At 72.4% G+C, this 19,093-nt stretch carries 19 protein-coding genes; 11 read left to right on the forward strand and 8 right to left on the reverse strand.

Going from position 1 to position 19,093, the window contains the following annotated elements:
* Positions 1 to 136 precede the first annotated feature (136 nt).
* Positions 137 to 856 carry a TetR/AcrR family transcriptional regulator gene (locus FM110_RS02675; protein ID WP_087102416.1) on the reverse strand — a complete coding sequence of 240 codons (720 nt, stop codon included), beginning with the start codon at positions 854 to 856 and terminating at the stop codon, positions 137 to 139.
* A 188-nt stretch (positions 857 to 1,044) separates the two neighbouring features.
* On the opposite strand from FM110_RS02675, the gene FM110_RS02680 reads away from it, so the two are divergent.
* Entirely contained in the window at positions 1,045 to 2,802 is a 1,758-nt protein-coding gene (locus FM110_RS02680) for an oleate hydratase (RefSeq protein WP_087102418.1), read from the forward strand.
* A gap of 139 nt (positions 2,803 to 2,941) precedes the next feature.
* On the opposite strand, the gene FM110_RS02685 is transcribed toward FM110_RS02680, so the two are convergent.
* From FM110_RS02685 to FM110_RS02710, 6 genes are all read right to left on the reverse strand, one after another.
* Positions 2,942 to 3,466 carry a hypothetical protein gene (locus FM110_RS02685; protein ID WP_087102420.1) on the reverse strand — a complete coding sequence of 175 codons (525 nt, stop codon included), beginning with the start codon at positions 3,464 to 3,466 and terminating at the stop codon, positions 2,942 to 2,944.
* Between the two features lie 194 nt (positions 3,467 to 3,660).
* Positions 3,661 to 4,194 (reverse strand): DUF1697 domain-containing protein, encoded by a 534-nt coding sequence (locus FM110_RS14045; RefSeq protein WP_159457956.1) that lies wholly within the window; start codon positions 4,192 to 4,194, stop codon positions 3,661 to 3,663.
* Positions 4,195 to 4,214: 20 nt separating this feature from the next.
* Positions 4,215 to 5,768, reverse strand: a complete 1,554-nt coding sequence (locus FM110_RS02695; protein ID WP_087102487.1) for a DUF1846 domain-containing protein — start codon at positions 5,766 to 5,768, stop codon at positions 4,215 to 4,217.
* Positions 5,769 to 5,943: 175 nt separating this feature from the next.
* On the reverse strand, positions 5,944 to 6,507 hold the full coding sequence (locus FM110_RS02700) for a hypothetical protein (protein ID WP_087102424.1): 564 nt from the start codon (positions 6,505 to 6,507) through the stop codon (positions 5,944 to 5,946).
* A gap of 198 nt (positions 6,508 to 6,705) precedes the next feature.
* Entirely contained in the window at positions 6,706 to 7,206 is a 501-nt protein-coding gene (locus FM110_RS02705; RefSeq protein ID WP_087102426.1) for a prepilin peptidase, read from the reverse strand.
* Positions 7,207 to 7,299: 93 nt separating this feature from the next.
* The gene (locus FM110_RS02710; RefSeq protein ID WP_087102428.1) at positions 7,300 to 7,596 is read right to left on the reverse strand and encodes a DUF5703 family protein; all 297 of its coding nucleotides are present in this window, start codon (positions 7,594 to 7,596) and stop codon (positions 7,300 to 7,302) included.
* Between the two features lie 71 nt (positions 7,597 to 7,667).
* Here FM110_RS02710 and FM110_RS14230 point away from each other — a divergent pair, with 71 nt between their 5' ends.
* Positions 7,668 to 8,000 carry a DNA primase gene (locus FM110_RS14230; protein ID WP_200810151.1) on the forward strand — a complete coding sequence of 111 codons (333 nt, stop codon included), beginning with the start codon at positions 7,668 to 7,670 and terminating at the stop codon, positions 7,998 to 8,000.
* A gap of 198 nt (positions 8,001 to 8,198) precedes the next feature.
* Positions 8,199 to 9,464, forward strand: a complete 1,266-nt coding sequence (gene mshC / locus FM110_RS02720) for a cysteine--1-D-myo-inosityl 2-amino-2-deoxy-alpha-D-glucopyranoside ligase (protein WP_087102432.1) — start codon at positions 8,199 to 8,201, stop codon at positions 9,462 to 9,464.
* Positions 9,465 to 9,515: 51 nt separating this feature from the next.
* On the opposite strand, the gene FM110_RS02725 is transcribed toward mshC, so the two are convergent.
* Positions 9,516 to 10,367 carry a PAC2 family protein gene (locus FM110_RS02725; protein ID WP_087102434.1) on the reverse strand — a complete coding sequence of 284 codons (852 nt, stop codon included), beginning with the start codon at positions 10,365 to 10,367 and terminating at the stop codon, positions 9,516 to 9,518.
* 25 nt (positions 10,368 to 10,392) lie between these two features.
* On the opposite strand from FM110_RS02725, the gene FM110_RS02730 reads away from it, so the two are divergent.
* From FM110_RS02730 to FM110_RS02765, 8 genes are all read left to right on the forward strand, one after another.
* On the forward strand, positions 10,393 to 11,520 hold the full coding sequence (locus tag FM110_RS02730) for a M50 family metallopeptidase (protein WP_087102489.1): 1,128 nt from the start codon (positions 10,393 to 10,395) through the stop codon (positions 11,518 to 11,520).
* A gap of 35 nt (positions 11,521 to 11,555) precedes the next feature.
* A complete protein-coding gene (locus tag FM110_RS02735) occupies positions 11,556 to 12,644 on the forward strand; it encodes a tRNA (adenine-N1)-methyltransferase (RefSeq protein WP_087102436.1) in 1,089 nt (362 codons plus the stop codon).
* A 40-nt stretch (positions 12,645 to 12,684) separates the two neighbouring features.
* Positions 12,685 to 14,283 carry a proteasome ATPase gene (gene arc / locus FM110_RS02740; protein ID WP_087102438.1) on the forward strand — a complete coding sequence of 533 codons (1,599 nt, stop codon included), beginning with the start codon at positions 12,685 to 12,687 and terminating at the stop codon, positions 14,281 to 14,283.
* Positions 14,280 to 15,962, forward strand: a complete 1,683-nt coding sequence (gene dop / locus FM110_RS02745; protein WP_087102442.1) for a depupylase/deamidase Dop — start codon at positions 14,280 to 14,282, stop codon at positions 15,960 to 15,962. The genes arc and dop overlap by 4 nt, the downstream gene beginning before the upstream one ends.
* 56 nt (positions 15,963 to 16,018) lie before the next feature.
* On the forward strand, positions 16,019 to 16,207 hold the full coding sequence (locus FM110_RS02750) for a ubiquitin-like protein Pup (protein WP_087102443.1): 189 nt from the start codon (positions 16,019 to 16,021) through the stop codon (positions 16,205 to 16,207).
* A 4-nt stretch (positions 16,208 to 16,211) separates the two neighbouring features.
* Complete coding sequence (pafA, locus tag FM110_RS02755; protein WP_087102445.1) at positions 16,212 to 17,576, forward strand: Pup--protein ligase; 1,365 nt, start codon at positions 16,212 to 16,214, stop codon at positions 17,574 to 17,576.
* 113 nt (positions 17,577 to 17,689) lie between these two features.
* Positions 17,690 to 18,655, forward strand: coding sequence for an FKBP-type peptidyl-prolyl cis-trans isomerase (locus tag FM110_RS02760; RefSeq protein WP_087102447.1), 966 nt, complete (start codon positions 17,690 to 17,692; stop codon positions 18,653 to 18,655).
* A gap of 50 nt (positions 18,656 to 18,705) precedes the next feature.
* Positions 18,706 to 19,086, forward strand: a complete 381-nt coding sequence (locus FM110_RS02765; RefSeq protein ID WP_087102449.1) for an FKBP-type peptidyl-prolyl cis-trans isomerase — start codon at positions 18,706 to 18,708, stop codon at positions 19,084 to 19,086.
* Positions 19,087 to 19,093 lie beyond the last annotated feature (7 nt).

Consider the following 19,093-nt stretch of genomic DNA (forward strand, 5'->3'; position numbering starts at 1 on the left):
GGAGCGTCGCTCCCGGAGTCGACTCATACAGGTCGACCGCCTGCCGGCGGAACTCCTCGGAGTAGTTCTTTCTGGCCATGGTTCATGATCTCGCTTCCCCAGCCAATGCTGGAATCAGCGTGTCCACGAACAAGGGTCAGGCCCCGTCCTCGACCCCGTGGTGCACGAGCGCGACGATGCGTCGGACCCGGTCCGTGAGCTCGCCCGCCTGGGTGCGGCCCTGACGGGCGCGGTTGACCTCGGCGAGGACGCCGGTCACGAGCAGTCGCGCACCGAGCATCGCTGTCGGATGCGCCGCCAGCGCGTGCTCATCGTCGCCCCCCGGGCGAGGTGCCTGCGCCAGGTGCCCCGCGATCGTCGTCTCCAGTTCCTCGACCCGGGCCAGCACCTCCGCACGGTGCGGCCCCTGGTCGCCGAAGAGGATCTCGCGAGCCACCCACGTCGTCTGCTCCGGGTAGCTCCGCACCACGTCGAGGAACGGGTCGATGAGCCCGAGGATCCTCTCGCCGCTCCCGGTGTCCTCAGCGGATCCGGCCGTCTCCGTCCGATCTCCCTCGCCGGCGACGGCGAGCGTTGGCCACAGCGATGCCGTGACCATCATCAGCAGCTCGGTCTTCGTGGCCGCGTACTGGAACACGGTGCCCGCCGCGACGTCGGCCCTCCGCGCGACCTCGCTCATGGATGTGCCCTCGTACCCCCGGTCGCGGAACAGCTCCCGGGCGGCCGCGAGGATCCGGGCGCGCTTGTCCGCCTTGGCTCTCTCGCGCCGCCCTCGGGGTGGGGAGCTCGATGAGAGCGAGGATTCCGACGGGCCATGGCCCGTGCTCGGCGAGCGCGTCTGCGCCTGCTCTCTCATCGCGTCCTCCGTGCGCGTCGTGAGCTCTCGGGTCCGACCGACGCCAGCTCCTGGTGCGAGCTCATGTCCATGACGGACATTGTAGTCCGCTCAAAAATGAGTAGACTCATGTATGTGGCAGGGTCAGAGAACCCGGCGGGCCGGCTCACGACGAGCCGTCCCGAGCATGTCGGAGGAGAGGAGCAGTCATGCAGCACACAGCAGGCAACTACGAGGCGTTCGCGCGACCCCGACCGGCCGAGCACGCCGAGAGCATGCACGCCTGGATCGTCGGCGGCGGCCTCGCGGGCCTCGCGGCCGCGGTCTTCCTCGTGCGGGACGCGGGCGTCCCGGGCAAGAACGTGACGATCCTGGAGAAGAGCGCCATCGCGGGCGGCGCGCTCGACGGGCTCGACGTCCCCGAGAAGGGGTTCGTGATCCGCGGCGGCCGCGAGCTGGAGAACCATATGGAATGCCTGTGGGACATGATGCGCTCGGTCCCCTCGCTCGAGATCGAGGGCGCCTCGGTGCTCGACGAGTTCTACTGGCTCAACAAGGACGATCCGAACTATTCGCTGCGACGCGCCACGGTGGAGCAGGGGCGGGATGCCGGTCACGAAGGCCGGTTCGACCTGCCGAAGAAGGCGCAGAAGGACCTGTTGCGCGTCTTCCTCGCCACGCGGGAGGAGATGGAGGGCAAGCGGATCGACGAGGTGATGGGGCGCGAGTTCCTGGACTCGCCGTTCTGGATGTACTGGCGCACGATGTTCGCCTTCGAGGAGTGGCACAGCGCGCTGGAGTTCAAGCTGTACCTGCACCGCTTCGTCCACCACATCGGCGGTCTTCCGGATTTCAGCGCCCTGAAGTTCAGCAAGTACAACCAGTACGAGTCGTTCGTGCTGCCGCTCATGAAGTACCTCGGAGACCAGGGCGTGGTCTTCCAGCCCTCGACCGAGGTGACGGACGTGGACTTCGCCCACCGCGGCGGCACCATCCGTGCGACCACCGTGCACACCGTGCGCGAGGGAGCCGAGGAGGACATCGAGCTCGGCGAGCACGACCTGGTGCTCATGACCATCGGGTCGCTCGTCGACAACTCCGACGAGGGCGACCACGCCACCCCGGCCCGCCTGAACACGGGTCCCGCTCCCGCCTGGGAGTTCTGGAAGCGGCTCGCGAAGAAGGATCCGTCCTTCGGCCGTCCCGAGGTGTTCTGCTCCTCGATCGACAAGACCAAGTGGGAGTCCGCCACCGTCACCACCCTGGACGAGCGCATCCCCGCCTACATCGAGAAGATCTGCCAGCGCAATCCGTTCAGCGGCCGGGTGGTCACCGGCGGCATCGTCACCGCCGAGGACTCGCCGTGGCTGATGAGCTGGACGGTCAACCGCCAGCCGCACTTCAAGAAGCAGCCGAAGGACCAGATCGTCGTGTGGGTCTACGGCCTGTTCGTGGACACCCCCGGCGCTTACGTCAAGAAGACGATGTCCGAGTGCACCGGTGAGGAGATCACCCAGGAGTGGCTCTACCAGATGGGCGTGCCCGAGGACGAGATCGAGGAGCTCGCGGCCGCCGGCGCCAAGTGCGTGCCGGTGATGATGCCGTACGTCACGAGCTTCTTCCTGCCGCGCCACGCGGGGGACCGTCCGCTCGTGGTCCCGGAGGGCGCCAAAAACTTCGCGTTCCTGGGACAGTTCGCGGAGACCGGCCGGGACACCATCTTCACCACCGAGTACTCCGTGCGCACCGGCATGGAGGCCGTCTACCAGCTCACGGACGTCGAGCGCGGCGTGCCGGAGACCTGGGGCAGCACGTACGACGTGCGCGACCTGCTGGACGCGACGACCCGCATGCGCGACGGGAAGAAGATAAACGTCCCCGGCCCCGCCGCGCTGCGCAAGCGCATCCTGGGTCGCCTCGACAAGGGCGAGGTGGGCGAGCTCCTGGAGGAGTACGGGCTCATCTGATCTGGGCCCCGCTCGCGTGACGATGCGACCCGCCCGAGCGCTCTGCTCGCGGCGGGTCGCGTCGTCTCCGAAGCCCGCGGCAGTGGCGGACCGGCCGGTGTCGGTACGCGGCGCGAAGGGGACGACGCAGTGCCCGGCGTCAGTAGATGCCGTCGCCGGCGCCAGCCGGCCGGAAGTCGCCGATCACGCTCGAGCGGACGAGCTCGTCGAGGGCCACGGTCTGGTCCCCGTAGCGATCGGCCGATCCGCTGTTCGTGGAGCCGTCCGCGGAGAACGTGATGGGCTTGGCCACCTGGTTGAACTGCGCGACCTTGGCGTCGTAGTAGCCCTGGCACAGGCGAGCCTGGCCCGACGCGAGCGCGATCGAGGCGAGCGTCGGCGGCAGCGTCGTGTTCGAGGTCAGCGGCGTCACGCGCACCTCGTCGGTGAGGCGGGGGTTGAACGGGTCGAGCCCGTCCTGCCAATGCAGCCACATGTCGGCCTCGTTGTCCCCGGTCCCGTAGGCGGGGATGTCTCCGGAGAACGTCCAGAGGTAGGTGTGCGTCCCGGTCGTGGAGTCGAAGCCCTGGTCGCCGATCGTCCCCCAGGAGGTGGACGGGGCCGCCATGGCGCGGTTCGTGCTCGGCCGGCCCGTCAGGTTGACGATCTCGATCCGCAGGGTCAAGGGGTGATCGGCGGTGAAGCGCAGCGGGACGGCGGCGGCCCCGGAACATGCCCTGCCCGGCCCGCCGTCGCGGGCGCCCTACGGCGAAACACACGAAACGAGCCGCCGTGGCGGTGCGTTTCGCGTGTCTCGCGCGGCGATCAGGTGCGTTTTCGCGACCTCGGCCCGCGCCGGACGTCACCTGAAGCGGGCCGTCATCCGACCATGTCCGCGACCGCCCGCACCGTCGCGAGGTTGCGCAGCGTGATGAAGCCCGGGCGCACGAGGCGGGGGAGCGCCGTCGCCGCGCGCGAGTCGTGGACGCCCTGGGTGAAGTCGGCGAACAGCACATCGCCGTCACCGTCGACGGCGAAGCGCTCGCCCTCCCGGGCCAGCGCCCTCAGATCGTTCACGAGCGACTCCGGCAGGGGCCCCGAGCCGTAGCCCACGTGCACGCGCTTCGGATCGCCGTCGGCGAAGGGGTGCACCGCGAGGACCTCGGCGAGGCGCGCCCCGTCGACGATCACGACGTCGATCGCGAAGCCGAAGCGCTCCTCGAGCGCCGTGGCGAAGCGGTCCCGATCCTCCCCGGCCGTCGCGCCCGAGGTATAGACGAGGTTCCCGGACTGCAGATGCGTCCTGGCGTCGGCGAACCCGAGCGATCCGGCCAGGGCACGCAGCTCCGCCATCGGCACCCGCTTGGCCTTTCCGACGTTGATCCCGCGCAGCAGCGCGACGCGTGCGCTCACCCTCGATGCCCCCTCTCGGCTCAGCGCTTGCGGTACAGCGCCTTGCGCTGGAAGCGCGGCTCGGAGGTCACCTGCATCCCCAGCTGACGGAAGATCCCCTCGTCCACGGTGCCCAGGATCGTCGTCGTGTGCGCGTCGCAGCCCCGCAGGCTCGGCAGCTGCGCCACGGCTCGCCGGGCGTTCTCGTCGGTCGCCGCGGACACCGACAGGGCGATGAGCACCTCGTCGGTGTGAAGGCGCGGATTGCGCGAGCCCAGGTAGCGGGTCTTGAGCGTCTGGATCGGCTCGATCGACTCCGGCGAGAGCAGATGCACCGAGCCCTCGATCCCGGCGAGGTGCTTGAGCGCGTTGAGCAGCATCGCCGCGGAGCACCCCAGCAGGGGCGACGTCTTGCCGGTGACAATCGTGCCGTCGGCCAGCTCGAGCGCCGACCCGGGCTGCTCGGTCGCGGCCTCCACCGCAAGCGCCGGCGCCACGACGGAGCGGTCCTCGAGGCGGCAGCCCGCCTTGGACATGACGATCGCGACCCGCTGCGAGATGGTCTCGTCGAGGTCGTGGATGCGCTCGTCCATGCGCGCCTTGCAGTAGCGGCGGATGATCTCCTGGCGGGCGGCCTCGCGGCACACGGCATCGTCGATGATCCCGCGCCCGGCCATGTTCACGCCCATGTCGGTGGGGGAGCGGTACGGCGAGGCCCCCGTGAGGCGCTCGAGCATGGTCGTCAGCAGCGGGAAGACCTCGACGTCGCGGTTGTAGCTGGTCACCTGCTGGCCGTACGCCGCGAGGTGGTACGGGTCGATGAGGTTCACGTCATCCAGATCCGCGGTCGCGGCTTCGTAGGCGAGGTTCACGGGGTGCTCGAGCGGCAGGTCCCAGATCGGGAACGTCTCGAATTTCGCGTAGCCGGCCGGGATCCCGCGCCGGTGGTCGTGGTAGATCTGCGACAGGCAGGTCGCCAGCTTGCCGGACCCCGGGCCGGGCGCGGTGACGACGATCAGGTCCCGGCTCGTCTCGGACCAGTCGTTGGCGCCGAGGCCCTGCTCGGAGACGATCCGGTCGATGTCGTGCGGATACCCGGGGATCACCCCGTGGCAGGCGACCTTCAGCCCCAGGCGCTCGAGTCGGTCGCGGAAGGCGAGAGCCAGGTGATTGGACTCCACGAGCTGGGTGAGCACCACGTGCTCGACGAGGAAGCCGCGCTCGCGGAACACGTCGACCAGGCGCAGGACGTCGTCCTCATAGGAGATCCCGAGGTCGGCGCGGACCTTGTGCCGCTCGAGGTCCTTGGCGTTGATGCAGATGAGGATCTCGAGCTCGTCGCGCAGGCGCTCGAGCATCGCGATCTTGTTGTCCGGGGTGAAGCCGGGCAGAACGCGGGAGGCGTGCAGATCGTCGAACAGCTTGCCGCCCATCTCCAGATAGAGCTTGCCGCCGATCTGCTCGCGCCGCTCCTGGATGTGGCGGGACTGCAGGTCGATGTACCGCTGGCGGTCGAAGCCGAGGGGCCGTGCGGCGGCTGCGCCGGGCGCGGAGCCCGGGCCGTCGGGGCCGCCGGGAGAGGCTGCGGCGTCGATCTCGGGCTGGTCGGGGGCGGGAGCGGCCTGTTCGATCACGCCGTCACGCTACCCCCGCGAGCACCGCGCGGGTGGCGGACACGGTCCGGTGGCGGGTGTGACACGGCGAACGGCCAGGAGGCGGACGGCGCACCCGACCGCCCGATCACGGGCACGGGCACGGGGCCGCATCGGATCAGGGGCGTTCGAGGTACCACTGGCCGTCGCTGCACTTGATCATGCGCTGGGGGTCCGAGAGGTCCGCGATGCCGATGTCGATCGAGCCGTCGTCCCGCGGCGCGGTGAGGAACGAGTCCACGGTCATGGCGTCGACATTGGAGCGCAGCTGGTCCATATCGGCGGTGTCCAGCGAGTCCTGCGTGCCGTTCACGCAGTCCTGGGTCCACCCGGCATCGATCGTGATGGGGGCGTCGGCGATCGGGTCCGCGTAGAAGGTGCACACCGCGTTCGGGTCACCCGCGGCGAGCGCCTGGAAGTACTCGAGATAGCGCTGGCGCGCGGCGGCGTCGTCCTCGGGCGAGACCGCGGGCGTCGTGGGGGCGGGATCCGTCGTGGTCGGAGCGGGGCCGGCGGTCACCGGGTCGGTGCTCATCGGGTCGGTGGTCGCCGGGGCGCTGCTGCTCGTGCTCGGCGGGGGCTGGACGACCTCGCCGTGGCCGCCCAGTCCGAAGGGCAGGTGGATGAAGCCCATGACGCCGAGGATCAGCGCCAGGACCAGCAGGCCGAGCGCGGCGATCACGAGGCAGCCGCAGGAGCCGCCGAGGATGAGCGGGACGCGGCTCTTCCGCGGTGCGGACGGAACCGGCTGGGCGGCGCCGGGCGGCGCAGCGGGACCCCCTGTGTGCTGTCAGTCATAGTGTGCCGCCTGCCGCTCCCTCGCGCGAGCCGATCCGGCGAGGGCCTGCGCTGATCGCAGCCGAGGGGCGCGGCGGTGCTGTCAGACGCCCAGCGCCGCGCGGACGACGGGGGCGAGCAGCAGGCCCAGCAGGGGAGAGGAGAGCAGGACGGGACCGTAGGCCATGCGGGTCCGTGCGCTGCGGCTGCGGATCATCACGGCCGCGGCCACCGCGCCGCCCAGCAGCACGCACCCCAGGAGCGCCCCTAGCAGTACTTCCCAGCCCAGCGCGCAGGCGACCGCCGCCACGGCCGGCGCCGTCTTCGCGTCGCCCATGCCCAGCAGATCCGGTGCCAGCAGGGCCACGGCGATGCCGAGGAGCCCGACGAGGAGGGCGAGCGCGAGCGCCCCGAGGCACAGCGACCGCGCCGCGGGGACCGTCGCCGCGGTCGCCAGGAGGACCAGGCCGACGGCGGCGGTCAGGGCCGCGACCAGGCGATTGGGCAGGCGGTGCTCTCGGACGTCCGTGATCGACAGCGCGAGCGCCAGCGGCAGGTAGGCCACGGCGAGCGCACCGACGGCGAGGGACGGGAGGGCGGTCACGCCGCGATTGAAGCAGATGCGGTCCGGCGCGGGGTCGTGGCCGTCACGGACTGTGGACAGGCACGTGTAGAGGCGCTGCAGGGAGGCGGGGCGTCAGGCGTCGATCGGCCCGTGCAGCGTCGAGACCACACGGGTGATGCGGCGGCGCAGCCACACCTTCTTGTCGCCGCCCAGGAAGATCCGCGTGCGGGCCAGCTCCCACCGCCCGTACTCGGCGCGGTCGGTGAGCTCCTGGCGCACCGACGCGATCGACTCTCGGCGGGGGATCGTCATGATCTGGAACTCGTAGTCCTCGGGCCTGCGGCCCTTCTCGACCGGCAGGTCGCGGACCCCGACGGGGGCGACGAGATGCTGGACCTGGGCGGGCCGGGGCGGTCGTGCGAGGGGCATGTGCGGCGTCTCCTGTCCTGGGGGCGGGAAGAAGGTGTCCATTGTGCGCCCGGACGCGGTAGGTTCCCACCATGAACACGGATCCGCGCCAAGCCCTCGCCGCTCTGATCGCCGCCCTCGAGCGCCACTACGAGGCGGCCGCCGCCTCGCGTGGCGATGACGACCCCGCCCTGGACGCCGCCACCGACCAGCTGACCACCGCCTTCGACGCCTACGACGACGCGCTCTTCGACGCCTACGACGTGGCCACCCCGCTCATCGTGTTCGACGGGGAGGACCTCGAGGACGACGAGGACGACGAGGACGATGACGACGACTTCGAGGATTTCGACGACCTCGACGACGATGACGACCTCGATGAGGACTTCGACGACGAGGACGACGACACGGACGACGAGGCCTGACAGCCCCGGCGCTCCTGCCCGATCCGTGACGGGTTCCGTTCGCCGAGCGCGGACGGGGCCCGTCGTGCGTCCGGGCAGGACCAGGCGCGTGCGGCGGACCGAGCGTGGGGAGGACCCGAGGCGTCGGCAGGGCCGGATGCGCCCCGACGGCGTCGCCGCGCCGCTTCGACGGTCAGCGGCCCCGCATATGATCGCGGCGTGAAGAGCTGGACGTCCCCGACCATCGCCCCCCTCCCCGCCTCCGGGCGCCTGCCGCGCCTGCACGACACGCGCGCGGGCGCGGTGCGCGAGATCGTGCCGCTCGAGGAGGGCCGTGCCCGCATCTACGTCTGCGGCATCACCCCGTACGACTCGACGCACCTGGGGCACGCCGCGACCTACCACGCGGCGGACCTGATGCGCCGCGCCTTCCTCGACGCCGGGATCGAGGCGAGCGTCGCCCAGAACGTCACCGACGTCGACGATCCGCTGCTCGAGCGCGCGGACCGCGACGGCGTCGACTGGCGCGAGCTCGCCGCCGACCAGTCTGCCCTGTTCGCCGGCGATATGGCGGCGCTGCGGATCATCGCCCCGGAGACGTACGAGTCGGTGTCCGAGGCGATGGAGCGGATCATCTCCACCGTCACCCGCATCGTCGACCGCGGCCGCGCCTACCAGGTGCCCACGGACGACGCTGAGGGGGACGACTGGTACCTCGACCTCTCCGCGGACGGCACCCTCGGCGAGGTCAGCGGCTGGACCCGCGAGCAGATGATGGAGGTCTTCGCGGACCGGGGCGGCGACCCCGAGCGACCCGGCAAGCGCGACCCCTTCGACCCGCTGCTGTGGCGCGCCGCCCGTGACGGCGAGCCCTCCTGGGAGGCCGACGTCGTCGGTGCGGGCCGGCCCGGCTGGCACGTGGAGTGCGTGACGATCTCCGAGGGCGCCCTGGGCCTGCCCTTCGACGTCCAGACCGGCGGGCGCGACCTGATCTTCCCGCACCACGACATGAGCGCCTCGCATGCGGCGGCGCTCGGCGAGGGCTTCGCCGCCTGCTACCCGCACGTCGGGATGGTGGCCTACCAGGGCGTGAAGATGAGCAAGTCGCTGGGCAACCTCGTGTTCGTCTCGCGCCTGGTGGCCGCCGGCGAGGACCCGATGGCCGTGCGCCTGGTGCTCATGGCCCATCACTACCGCAGCGACTGGGAGTGGACCGACGCCGAGCTCTCGACCGCCCGCGACCGCCTCGCCGCTTACCGCGCGACCCTCGCGGAGCGTCCCCGCGACGCCGCCGTCGTCGCCGCCCTGCGCGCCGCCCTGGCGGACGACCTCGACACGCCCCGTGCCCTCGCGGTGCTGGACGCCTGGGCGGCGGGCGAGTCCCCGTCGACCGATGGCGTCACCGCGCAGAGCAGCGGCGGCGAGGCCCCCGATGACGTGGCGGCGGCCGTCGACGCCCTCTTCGGGATCGCGCTGCGCGCCTGAGCACGCGCCCCCGCGGCGCTCCCGCGACGCGAGGCGGGTGGCGGTGAGCCCTCAGTCCTCGTCGCGGCGCCGCCGCAGGAAGCGCTCGAACTCCTCGGCGATCGCGTCGCCCGTGGCCGCCGGGAGCTCGGCGGCGTCCTGGGCGCGCTCCAGCTGGGCCACGTAGTCGGCCACGTCCGGATCCGTGCGCGCCAGCTCATCGACGCCGCGCTGCCACGCCGCGGCCTCCTCCTCGAGATCGTGGAGGGGCACGACGGCCGTGAGCTGCTCCTGCACAGCGCGCACGAGTGCGAGCACGGCCTTCGGCGACGGGTTCTGGGACACGTAGTGGGGCACCTGCACCCACGCGGAGACGAGGCGGAGGCCGGCCTCGACCGCGGCCTGTCCCAGCACCGAGGGGATCCCGACGGGCCCCTCGTAGGAGTTCGGCGGCGCCGGCTCGTACGGCGTCTCCTGCACGCTCACGGACACGGGGAGGGGCCGGGAGTGCGGGGCGTCGGCCAGCATCGAGCCGAGCGTCACCAGCGTCCCGACGCCCGCGTCCGAGAGCACCGCGAGTATCTCGGCGCTGAAGGCGCGCCAGCGGATCGACGGCTCGGGGCCGCTGATCAGCACGATCTCGGGGCCGCTCGGGGGCGAGACCAGATCGATGGTCGTGTCGGGCCAGGTGAGCGCGCGGCGCCCGTGGTCGTCGATGACGAGCTCGGGACGGTTGACCTGGAAGTCGACGTAGTCCTCGGAGGAGACGGTCCGCAGACGGCGGTGCGGCCAGGCGTGCAGCAGGTGCTCGACGGCGCCGGTGGCGGCTTCGCCCGCGTCGTTCCAGCCGCCGAACGCGGCCACGGCGATCCGGCGCCGCACGCGCTGGGGGGCGCCGACGGAGGGGTTCTCGGGCTTCGTCATCCCGCTCAGGGTACTCTCCGCGGACATGAGCCCTGCCCCTGCCCGACGCGGCCTGCTGCCCCCGGTGCGGGTCTCGGGCGGGACACTGCTGACCGTCGTGCTCCTGGCCGTCCTGGTCCATCCGAACCTGGTCGCGAGCGGGGCCGCATCCGGGACCGGCGCCGTGCTGCTCGCGCTCGCGATCGGGCTGTCCGTCATCGCCTCGGTGCTGCTGCACGAGGTCGCTCACGCCCTCGCCGCCCGGGCCTTCGGGGGCCAGGTCGACCACATCGCGCTCACGCTGTGGGGCGGGCACACCCAGTACCGGGCGCGCAGCGCGGCCACCGTCCCCTCGATCGTCATCTCCCTCGTGGGCCCGGCGACCAACGCCCTCATCGCGCTCGCGGCCCGTGCGCTCGCCCCGGACGCCGCCCAGCACCCCGCCCTCGCGGCCTGCTGCTTCTACATCGCCACGCTCAACCTGGGACTGGCCGTCTTCAACCTGCTGCCGGGGCTGCCGATGGACGGCGGACGCGCGGTCGAGGCGCTGCTGGGAGCGGTCCTGCGCGACCGCTCGCTCGGCACCATCGCGACCGCGTGGATCGGGCGCGCGATCGCGATCGTGATCATCGCCGTGCCGCTGCTGCGGATGCTCCGCGGGGCCGACGGCCTCGACGCGCTGCTGCTCATCTGGGCCCTCCTCATCGCGGGCACCCTCTGGCAGGGGGCGACCTCGGCGCTGCGCGGGGCGACGGCCCGGCACCGGGCGCGCCGCCTCGAGCCCGCGCGCCTGGCGCGCCCCGTCCGCCTCCTGCGGGCGGACGAGCCCGTATCGATGCTCGACCCGGCCCTCGATCATCTGGCCGGTCGCGGCGAGGCCGCGGTCATCGTCGTGGGCGAGGGCGGCACGGCCCACCGCCCCGATCCGGGGGCCTGCGCGGCGGTCCCGGCGGCGCTGCGCGCCAGCACTCCGCTCAGCGCGGTCAGCCTGCCTCTCGGCCCCCTCGTCACCCTGCGCGTCGACGCGGACGGCGAGCAGGCCGCGGCGCTGCTGAGCGCCCGCCCGGACGCTGTCTGCGTGCTGGTCGATGCGGCCGGTGCCCCCGTCGGCCTGCTCGAGGCCGCCGACCTCGCCTCCGCCCTGCGCCTCTCGTCCCGCCCGCGGACCGCCTGAACGGGGCCGCCGGTCCCGCACCTAGACTTGAGCGCATGACCGACCAGACCCCCGACCTGCCCGCGGCCCGCCCGGACGGCCTCCTCGAGGACGCCGCCGTCGCCCGCGGCGATGCCGCAGGGCCCCGCCTGGACCGCACCGGTCCCTTCATCGCGGGGGACAAGGTCCAGCTGGCCGACGCCAAGAACCGCCTGCACACGATCACCCTCAAGGAGGGCGGGCAGTTCCACAGCCACCGCGGCGTGCTGCGCCACGACGATCTCATCGGCGCCGAGGACGGCACCGTGGTCGAGGACTCCCACGGCACCGCCTACCAGGCGCTGCGCCCGCTCTACAGCGACTACATGCTGTCGATGCCGCGCGGCGCCGCGATCATCTACCCCAAGGACTCCGCGCAGATCCTCATGTGGGGGGACATCTTCCCCGGGGCCCGCGTGCTCGAGGCCGGCGTCGGCTCCGGCGGCCTGACCACCGCCCTGCTGCGCGCGGTCGGACCCGAGGGATCCGTCCACTCGATCGAGCGCCGCGAGGACTTCGCGGGCGTCGCGCGCGAGAACGTCGAGACCTATTTCGGCGCTCCCCACCCGGCGTGGACCCTGTCGATCGGCGACTTCCAGGAGCGCGCGCTCGAGCTCGCCGCCGACGGGCCCTGCGCCGACCGCGTCGTGCTCGACATGCTCGCCCCGTGGGAGTGCGTCGACGCCGCCGCGACCGCGCTGGTCTCCGGCGGCGTGTTCCTCGCCTACGTCGCGACCGTCACCCAGCTCTCGCGCACCGCGGAGGCACTGCGCGACCACGGCGAGTTCACCGAGCCCTACGCCTGGGAGTCCTTCGTGCGGCCCTGGCACCTCGAGGGCCTGGCCGTGCGCCCGGAGCACCGCATGAACGCCCACACCGGCTTCCTGCTGACGGCGCGCCGCACCGCCCACGGCGTCGAGGCCCTGCGCCGGGTGCGACGCCCGGCGCCCGGCTCGCAGGACGCCGCCGAGCTCAGCCATCCCGACAACGACGGCTTCGGCGGCTCGGAGACGACGTGGACCGCGGACGACCTCGGCGAGCGCGGCGTCGCGCCCCGCAAGATCAAGCGCGCGCTGCGGGACATCCGCCAGGGCCGGGACCGCTGAGGCCCCGCAGCCGCCCTCACCGGCGGCGGGAAGGAGAGGCGTGAAGACCTACCAGGACATGGCCACCGAGCTCGAGAAGCTCGCGGCCCAGAACGACCGCCTGGTCACGAGCCTGCGCGCGGCCCGGGCGCAGATCGTGCAGATGAAGTCGGATCTCGAGCGCATCGGCGATCCGCCCAACTCGTACGCGACGTTCCTGCGCCGTGCCGAGGGCACCACGGTGGACGTGCTCCACAACGGGCGCCGCCTGCGCCTGGCCACGAGCGCCGACCTCGACCTCGAGGCGCTGGCGCCCGGCGACGAGCTGCGCCTGAACGAGTCCCTCATCGTGGTCGAGCCCGCCCCGCGCCAGGACGCCGGGAGCCTGGTGACCGTCCTCGAGGACCTGCCCGATGCCCGCGTGCTGGTGCAGGTGACCACCGATGACCAGCGCGTGCTGCGCCGCTCCGGGGCCCTGGCCGACGTCCCGCTGCACGCCGGCGATCACGTGCTCGTCGACCTCAAGGCCCAGCTGGTCCTCGAGCAGGTCGAGCGCGCGGAGATCACCGACCTCGTCCTCGAGCAGGTGCCCGACACGTCCTTCGCGCAGATCGGCGGCCTCGCCGACCAGATCGAGACCATCCGCGACGCCGTCGAGCTGCCCTTCCTCCACCAGGACCTCTACCGCGAGTACGGGCTGCGGCCCCCCAAGGGAGTGCTGCTGTACGGCCCGCCCGGATGCGGCAAGACGATGATCGCCAAGGCGGTCGCCCACGAGCTCGCCCTGCGCTCGGCGGAGGCGCGCGGCATCGACGCGGACGACGCCCTGCGCGATGCGTTCTTCCTCAACGTCAAGGGCCCAGAGCTGCTGAACAAGTACGTGGGCGAGACCGAGCGCTCGATCCGCCTCGTGTTCGAGCGGGCCCGGGAGCGGGCGAGCGCCGGCAGCCCCGTCGTCGTGTTCTTCGACGAGATGGAGTCCCTGTTCCGCACCCGCGGGACGGGCGTCTCGAGCGACGTCGAGACGACGATCGTCCCGCAGCTGCTCGCGGAGATCGACGGCGTCGAGTCGCTCGAGAACGTGATCGTTATCGGCGCCTCCAACCGCGAGGACATGATCGACCCCGCGATCCTGCGCCCCGGGCGCCTGGACGTGAAGATCCGCATCCGCCGCCCCGATGCACAGGCCGCGCGGGAGATCCTCGCGATCCATCTCGACGGCGAGGTACCGCTGCGCGAGGACCGCGAGGCCCTGCTCGACCTCGCCGTGGACACCCTGTACGCCGAGGGGCCGTCGACCGAGTTCGTGCGCCTGGACTACTCCGACGGATCCAGCGAGACCCTGCACCTGCGGGACTTCGTCTCCGGCGCCTCGCTGCGCAACATCGTCGACCGCGCCAAGAAGAACGCGGTCAAGGATTTCCTCGCCACGGGCGTGCCGGGGATCTCCCGCGAACACGTCCTCGCGGCCATCGCCGCCGAGTCCGCGGAGAACGAGGACCTCCCCTCGGGCGCCCACCCCGATGACTGGGCCCGCATCTCCGGGCGCCGCGGACGCCGGGTCGAGCAGGTCACGCCCCTGCGCGGCCTGCAGGGCCCCGAGGGCCTCGCGACGACGACCACGCATGACCAGCACGACCAGGAGGGGATGCTGCGATGACGGATGCTGCGATGACGGCCGGCGTGACCACCCGGCGCCCGATGGGCATCGAGACCGAGTTCGGGGTGCTGCACGCCGACGCCCGCCAGCGCATGCAGGGCGGCGCCTCCTCGGCGATCATGCTCAGCCACCTGACGGTCGCCTCCGTCGCCCTGCTCGACGAGGACCCCGCGCGCCGCGGCCGCCGCGTCCGCTGGGACTACGGCGACGAGACGCCGCTGCGGGATGCTCGCGGCTTCGAGATCACCCGCGCCGCGGCGCACCCCTCGCAGCTGACCGACGAGGTCCGTGATGCCCACGTGCCGATGCTCGACGTCCCCAGCGTCGACGCCGACGCGCCCGTCCAGGCCTCCGAGCGCGCCCCCGAGGGGGACGACGCCGCGATCCTGGAGTGGGCCGTGCGCCGCTCGATCGGCAACGCGGTGCTGAGCAACGGCGCCCGCTGGTACGTCGACCACGCCCATCCCGAGTACTCCTCTCCCGAGGTGATGACCGCGCGCGAGGGCGTGCTGGTCGACCGCGCCGGGGAGCTCGTGGCGCAGGAGGCGATGCGCCGCCTCGATGCCGTCGACGGCGTCCCCTCGGTGGTGCTGTACAAGAACAACACCGACTCCAAGGGCGCGAGCTACGGCACCCACGAGAACTACCTGCTCGCCCGCGACATCCCCTTCGACCGCGTCGTCGAGGCCCTCGTCCCGTTCTTCGCGTCCCGCTGCGTCATCACCGGCAGCGGCCGCGTGGGCCGGGGGACCCACGGCCAGGAGCCCGGCTTCCAGATCTCCTCGCGCGCCGACTTCTTCGAGAACGTCGTCGGCCTCGAGACCACGCTGAACCGGCCCATCGTGAACTCCCGCGATGAGCCGCATGCGGACGCCCGGCTGCACCGGCGCCTGCACGTGATCATCGGCGACGCCACCCAGCTGGAGAGCGCCACCTACCTCAAGCTCGGCATGACCAGCCTCGTGCTCGCGGCGCTCGAGGCCGAGCACCGGACCGGGGAGGAGATCCTGCCGCGGATCGAGCTGGCCGATCCCGTCGCCGCGGTCCACGCGATCAGCCACGATCCGACGCTGCGGGCCACGGTCCCCACCCGCGACGGGGAGCAGCTGACGGCCCTGCAGATCCAGCGCGCGCACGCCGAGGCGATCGCCGCCGTCGCCGACATGTCCGATGCGGAGACCGCCGACGTCATCGGTCAGTGGCTCGAGCTGCTGGACCTCCTCGAGCGCGACCCGGCGCTGGCCGCCGACCGCGTCGAGTGGGCCGCCAAGCTGTCCCTGCTGGAGACCTACCGCGCTCGCCACGGCCTGGACTGGGCCGATCCGCGCCTGCAGATGATCGACCTGCAGTTCGCGGACCTGCGGCCCGAGCGCAGCCTGTACGCGAAGCTGCGGGCGGCGGGGCGCGTCCGCACGCTCGTGACCGAGGCCGAGGCGGCCGAGGCCGTCACCGCGCCGCCGCGCTCGACCCGCGCCCACCTGCGGGGCGCCCTCATCGGCGCCCATCCCGCCCACGTCGACTCCGCCGGCTGGGACGTCATCACCCTCGCCGGCGAGAACGGCGGGGCCCGCATCCGCCTGGCCGACCCCGCGATCGGCAGCGCGCCGTGGTGCGCCGAGCGCGGCATCGACCCGCACGCGGACCCGGAGGACGTCCTCGCGGCGCTCCGCCGGCTCTGACCGCCCGACCGCCACCGACCCGCACCGACCACCCCGTCCCCTGAGGAGGACCCGACATGACCCAGCAGTTCGTCACCGGCCCCGGCCACGGCGAGGACGACAGCGCCGAGGACCCCACCGCCCAGGGCGGCCAGACCTTCGCCTCCGTGCAGGGCAGCGACGATCTCCTCGACGAGATCGACGCCGTCCTGGAGACCAACGCGGAGACCTTCGTTCGCTCCTTCGTGCAGAAGGGCGGCGAGTGAGCCGATGAGGCGCCGCGTCGGAGGACTGGAGACCGAGCTCGGCCTCGTGTGCGTGCGGGCCGACGGCTCGCGCGCCCTCGAGCCGGAGGCCGCCGCCCGGGAGCTGTTCCGCCCCGTCGTCGCGATGGGGCGCTCCTCGAACGTCTTCCTGCGCAACGCCGCGCGACTGTACCTGGACGTGGGCAGCCACCCCGAATACGCGACCGCCGAGTGCGACGACTGGTGGGACCTCGTGGCCCAGGACCGGGCGGGCGAGCGCGTGCTCGCCGACCTCGTCGACCAGGCGAACGTCGCCTTCCGCGAGCGCGGCGAGGACGCCCGGATCCACCTCATCAAGAACAACGAGGACTCCGCCGGCAACTCCTTCGGCAGCCACGAGAACTACCTGGTGGACCGCCGCGGCGAGTTCACCCGCCTGCCCCAGCACCTGCTGCCTTTCCTCGTGACGCGGCAGATCATCACCGGCTCCGGCGGCGTCGTCACCGAGGAGGGCGGCGCGGCGCGCTTCGTGTTCTCGCGCCGCAGCGACCAGATGTGGGAGGCCGTGTCCTCGGCCACCACCCGCACGCGCCCGATCATCAACACGCGCGATGAGCCCCACGGGGATCCGACCCGTTTCCGCCGCCTGCACGTGATCGTCGGCGATTCGACGATGTCTGAGGTCTCCACGCATCTGCGCTTCGCGACCACCGACCTCGTGCTGCGGCTCATCGAGTCCGGCCGCAGCCTGGACGACCTGCGCCTGCAGGATCCGATCACGGCGATCCGCGCGGTCTCCCGGGACCTGACGGGGCAGGCGCCCGTCGCCCTCGAGGACGGCCGGACGCTGACCGCGCTGGAGATCCAGCGGCGCTTCCGCGCCCAGGTCGAGCGCGTGGCCGACGACGCCGACGCGGAAGTGCTCGAGACCTGGGACCGCGCGCTCGACGCGGTGGAGACCGGCGACCGCTCGTGGGCGGCCACGCATCTCGACTGGGCCATCAAGGAGCGCCTCCTGACGGGGGCCGCGCAGCGCCACGGTCTGGCTCTCGACTCCCCGCAGATCCAGCGCCTCGAGATGGCCTACCACGACATCGACCGCGGTGCGGGGCTGTTCTTCGCGCTGCAGCGCCGAGGGCAGGCGCCGAGCATCCTGCCCGAGGAGCGGATCGAGGCCGCGCGCACGACCGCCCCGACCACCACCCGCGCCCATCTGCGCGGCCAGGTGGTCACGGCCGCCCAGGAGGCGGGCGTGGACCACGTCGTCGACTGGACCACGCTGCGGCTCTCGCGCCAGGGTGCGATGCCGGTGCAGATCCTCGACCCCTTCGAGACCGAGAACGCGGCGGTCGAGCGCCTGCTGGCCGAGATCCGCGCCGCCGGCGCCTGACCCCGGGCGGCTCCGCCCGCACTGCTCAGCCCGCGCTGCGCGACCCGCACTGCTCGTCCGTCAGGGACGGTCCGTAGGCTGGCCCGGCATCGACCACAGAAAGGCGCATCTCCATGCGACGTCGTACCCTGCTCGCCTCCGTCCTCGCCGCCGCCGGGGCGGCGGGCCTCGCCGCCTGCGGCGCCGACGACACCTCGGGCGCCTCCGGCGCGTCGGACGGCGCCGCATCCGACGGCGGTGCGAGCGGGGGAGGAGTCCTCGACACAGTGACCGTGAAGGGGGCGTTCGGCGCGGAGCCGACGGTCACCTTCGACGCACCGCTGTCGTTCTCGGCACCGGAGGCGAAGATCATCACTCCGGGGGACGGCGAGGCCATCGCCGAGGGCGACGCGCTGGGGATGCACACGGCCTACATCGATGCGACCAGCGGAGAGGTCCTGCAGTCCTCCTGGCAGGGCGCGCCGGCGGAGTTCCTCGCGGTGTCGGTGGAGTCCAACGGCCAGGAGGCCGTGTCCTTCCTGACCACGGCGACGGTCGGCTCCCGCATCGCGATGCTGGGCCAGGTCACGGATTCCCAGGGGAAGTCGTACCAGGTCGTGCAGGTCTCGGACATCGTCTCCAAGGCCCTGCCCCGCGCCACGGGGACCCCGCAGCCGACCCCGGCCGATCAGCCGCAGTTCACCCTCGCCGAGAACGGGGCGCCGCAGCTGTCCGGGACGCCCACCACCCCGGCGCCGTCGACCACCGTCGCGACGGTGACGATCCAGGGCGAGGGCGAGCAGACCGCCGAGGGCGACACCCTCGCCATGCACTACACCGGGTGGAAGCTGTCCGACGGCAGCCAGTTCGACTCGTCCTGGGACCGCGGCGAGCCGTTCTCCTTCACCCTCGGGCAGAACCAGGTGATCCAGGGCTGGGACGTGCCGCTGACGGGGAAGACGGTGGGCAGCCAGGTCCTGCTGGTCATCCCGCCCGCGGAGGCGTACGGCGAGGCCGGGCAGTCGCAGAGCGAGCTCGCGGGCGAGACCCTGATCTTCGTCGCCGATATCCTGGGCGCCGTCAAGGCCCCCGCCGCCTGACCCGCAGCATCCGCATCACCCCCACGTCCACCACCACCGGAGGAGTCCCCATGGACCGCACCAAGCCCGAGATCGACATGCCCGAGGGCGCCGCGCCCACCGAGCTCGTGATCGTCGACGAGGTCGTCGGCGACGGCGAGGAGGCCGGGCGCGGCGATGTCGTCGACGTCCACTACGTCGGCGTCTCCCACTCCAGCGGCGAGGAGTTCGACGCCTCGTGGAACCGCGGCGAGCCGCTGCGCTTCCAGCTGGGCGTCGGCCAGGTCATCGCCGGCTGGGACCAGGGCGTCCAGGGCATGAAGGTCGGCGGCCGTCGCCGCCTCGAGATCCCCGCGCATATGGCCTACGGCGACCACGGTGCCCCGCCGGTCATCGCCCCGGGGGAGTCCCTCATCTTCGTGTGCGACCTCGTCGACGTCCGCCGTCGCTGAGCCGCAC

Source organism: Brachybacterium nesterenkovii, from assembly GCF_900163655.1.
GTDB lineage: Bacteria > Actinomycetota > Actinomycetes > Actinomycetales > Dermabacteraceae > Brachybacterium > Brachybacterium nesterenkovii.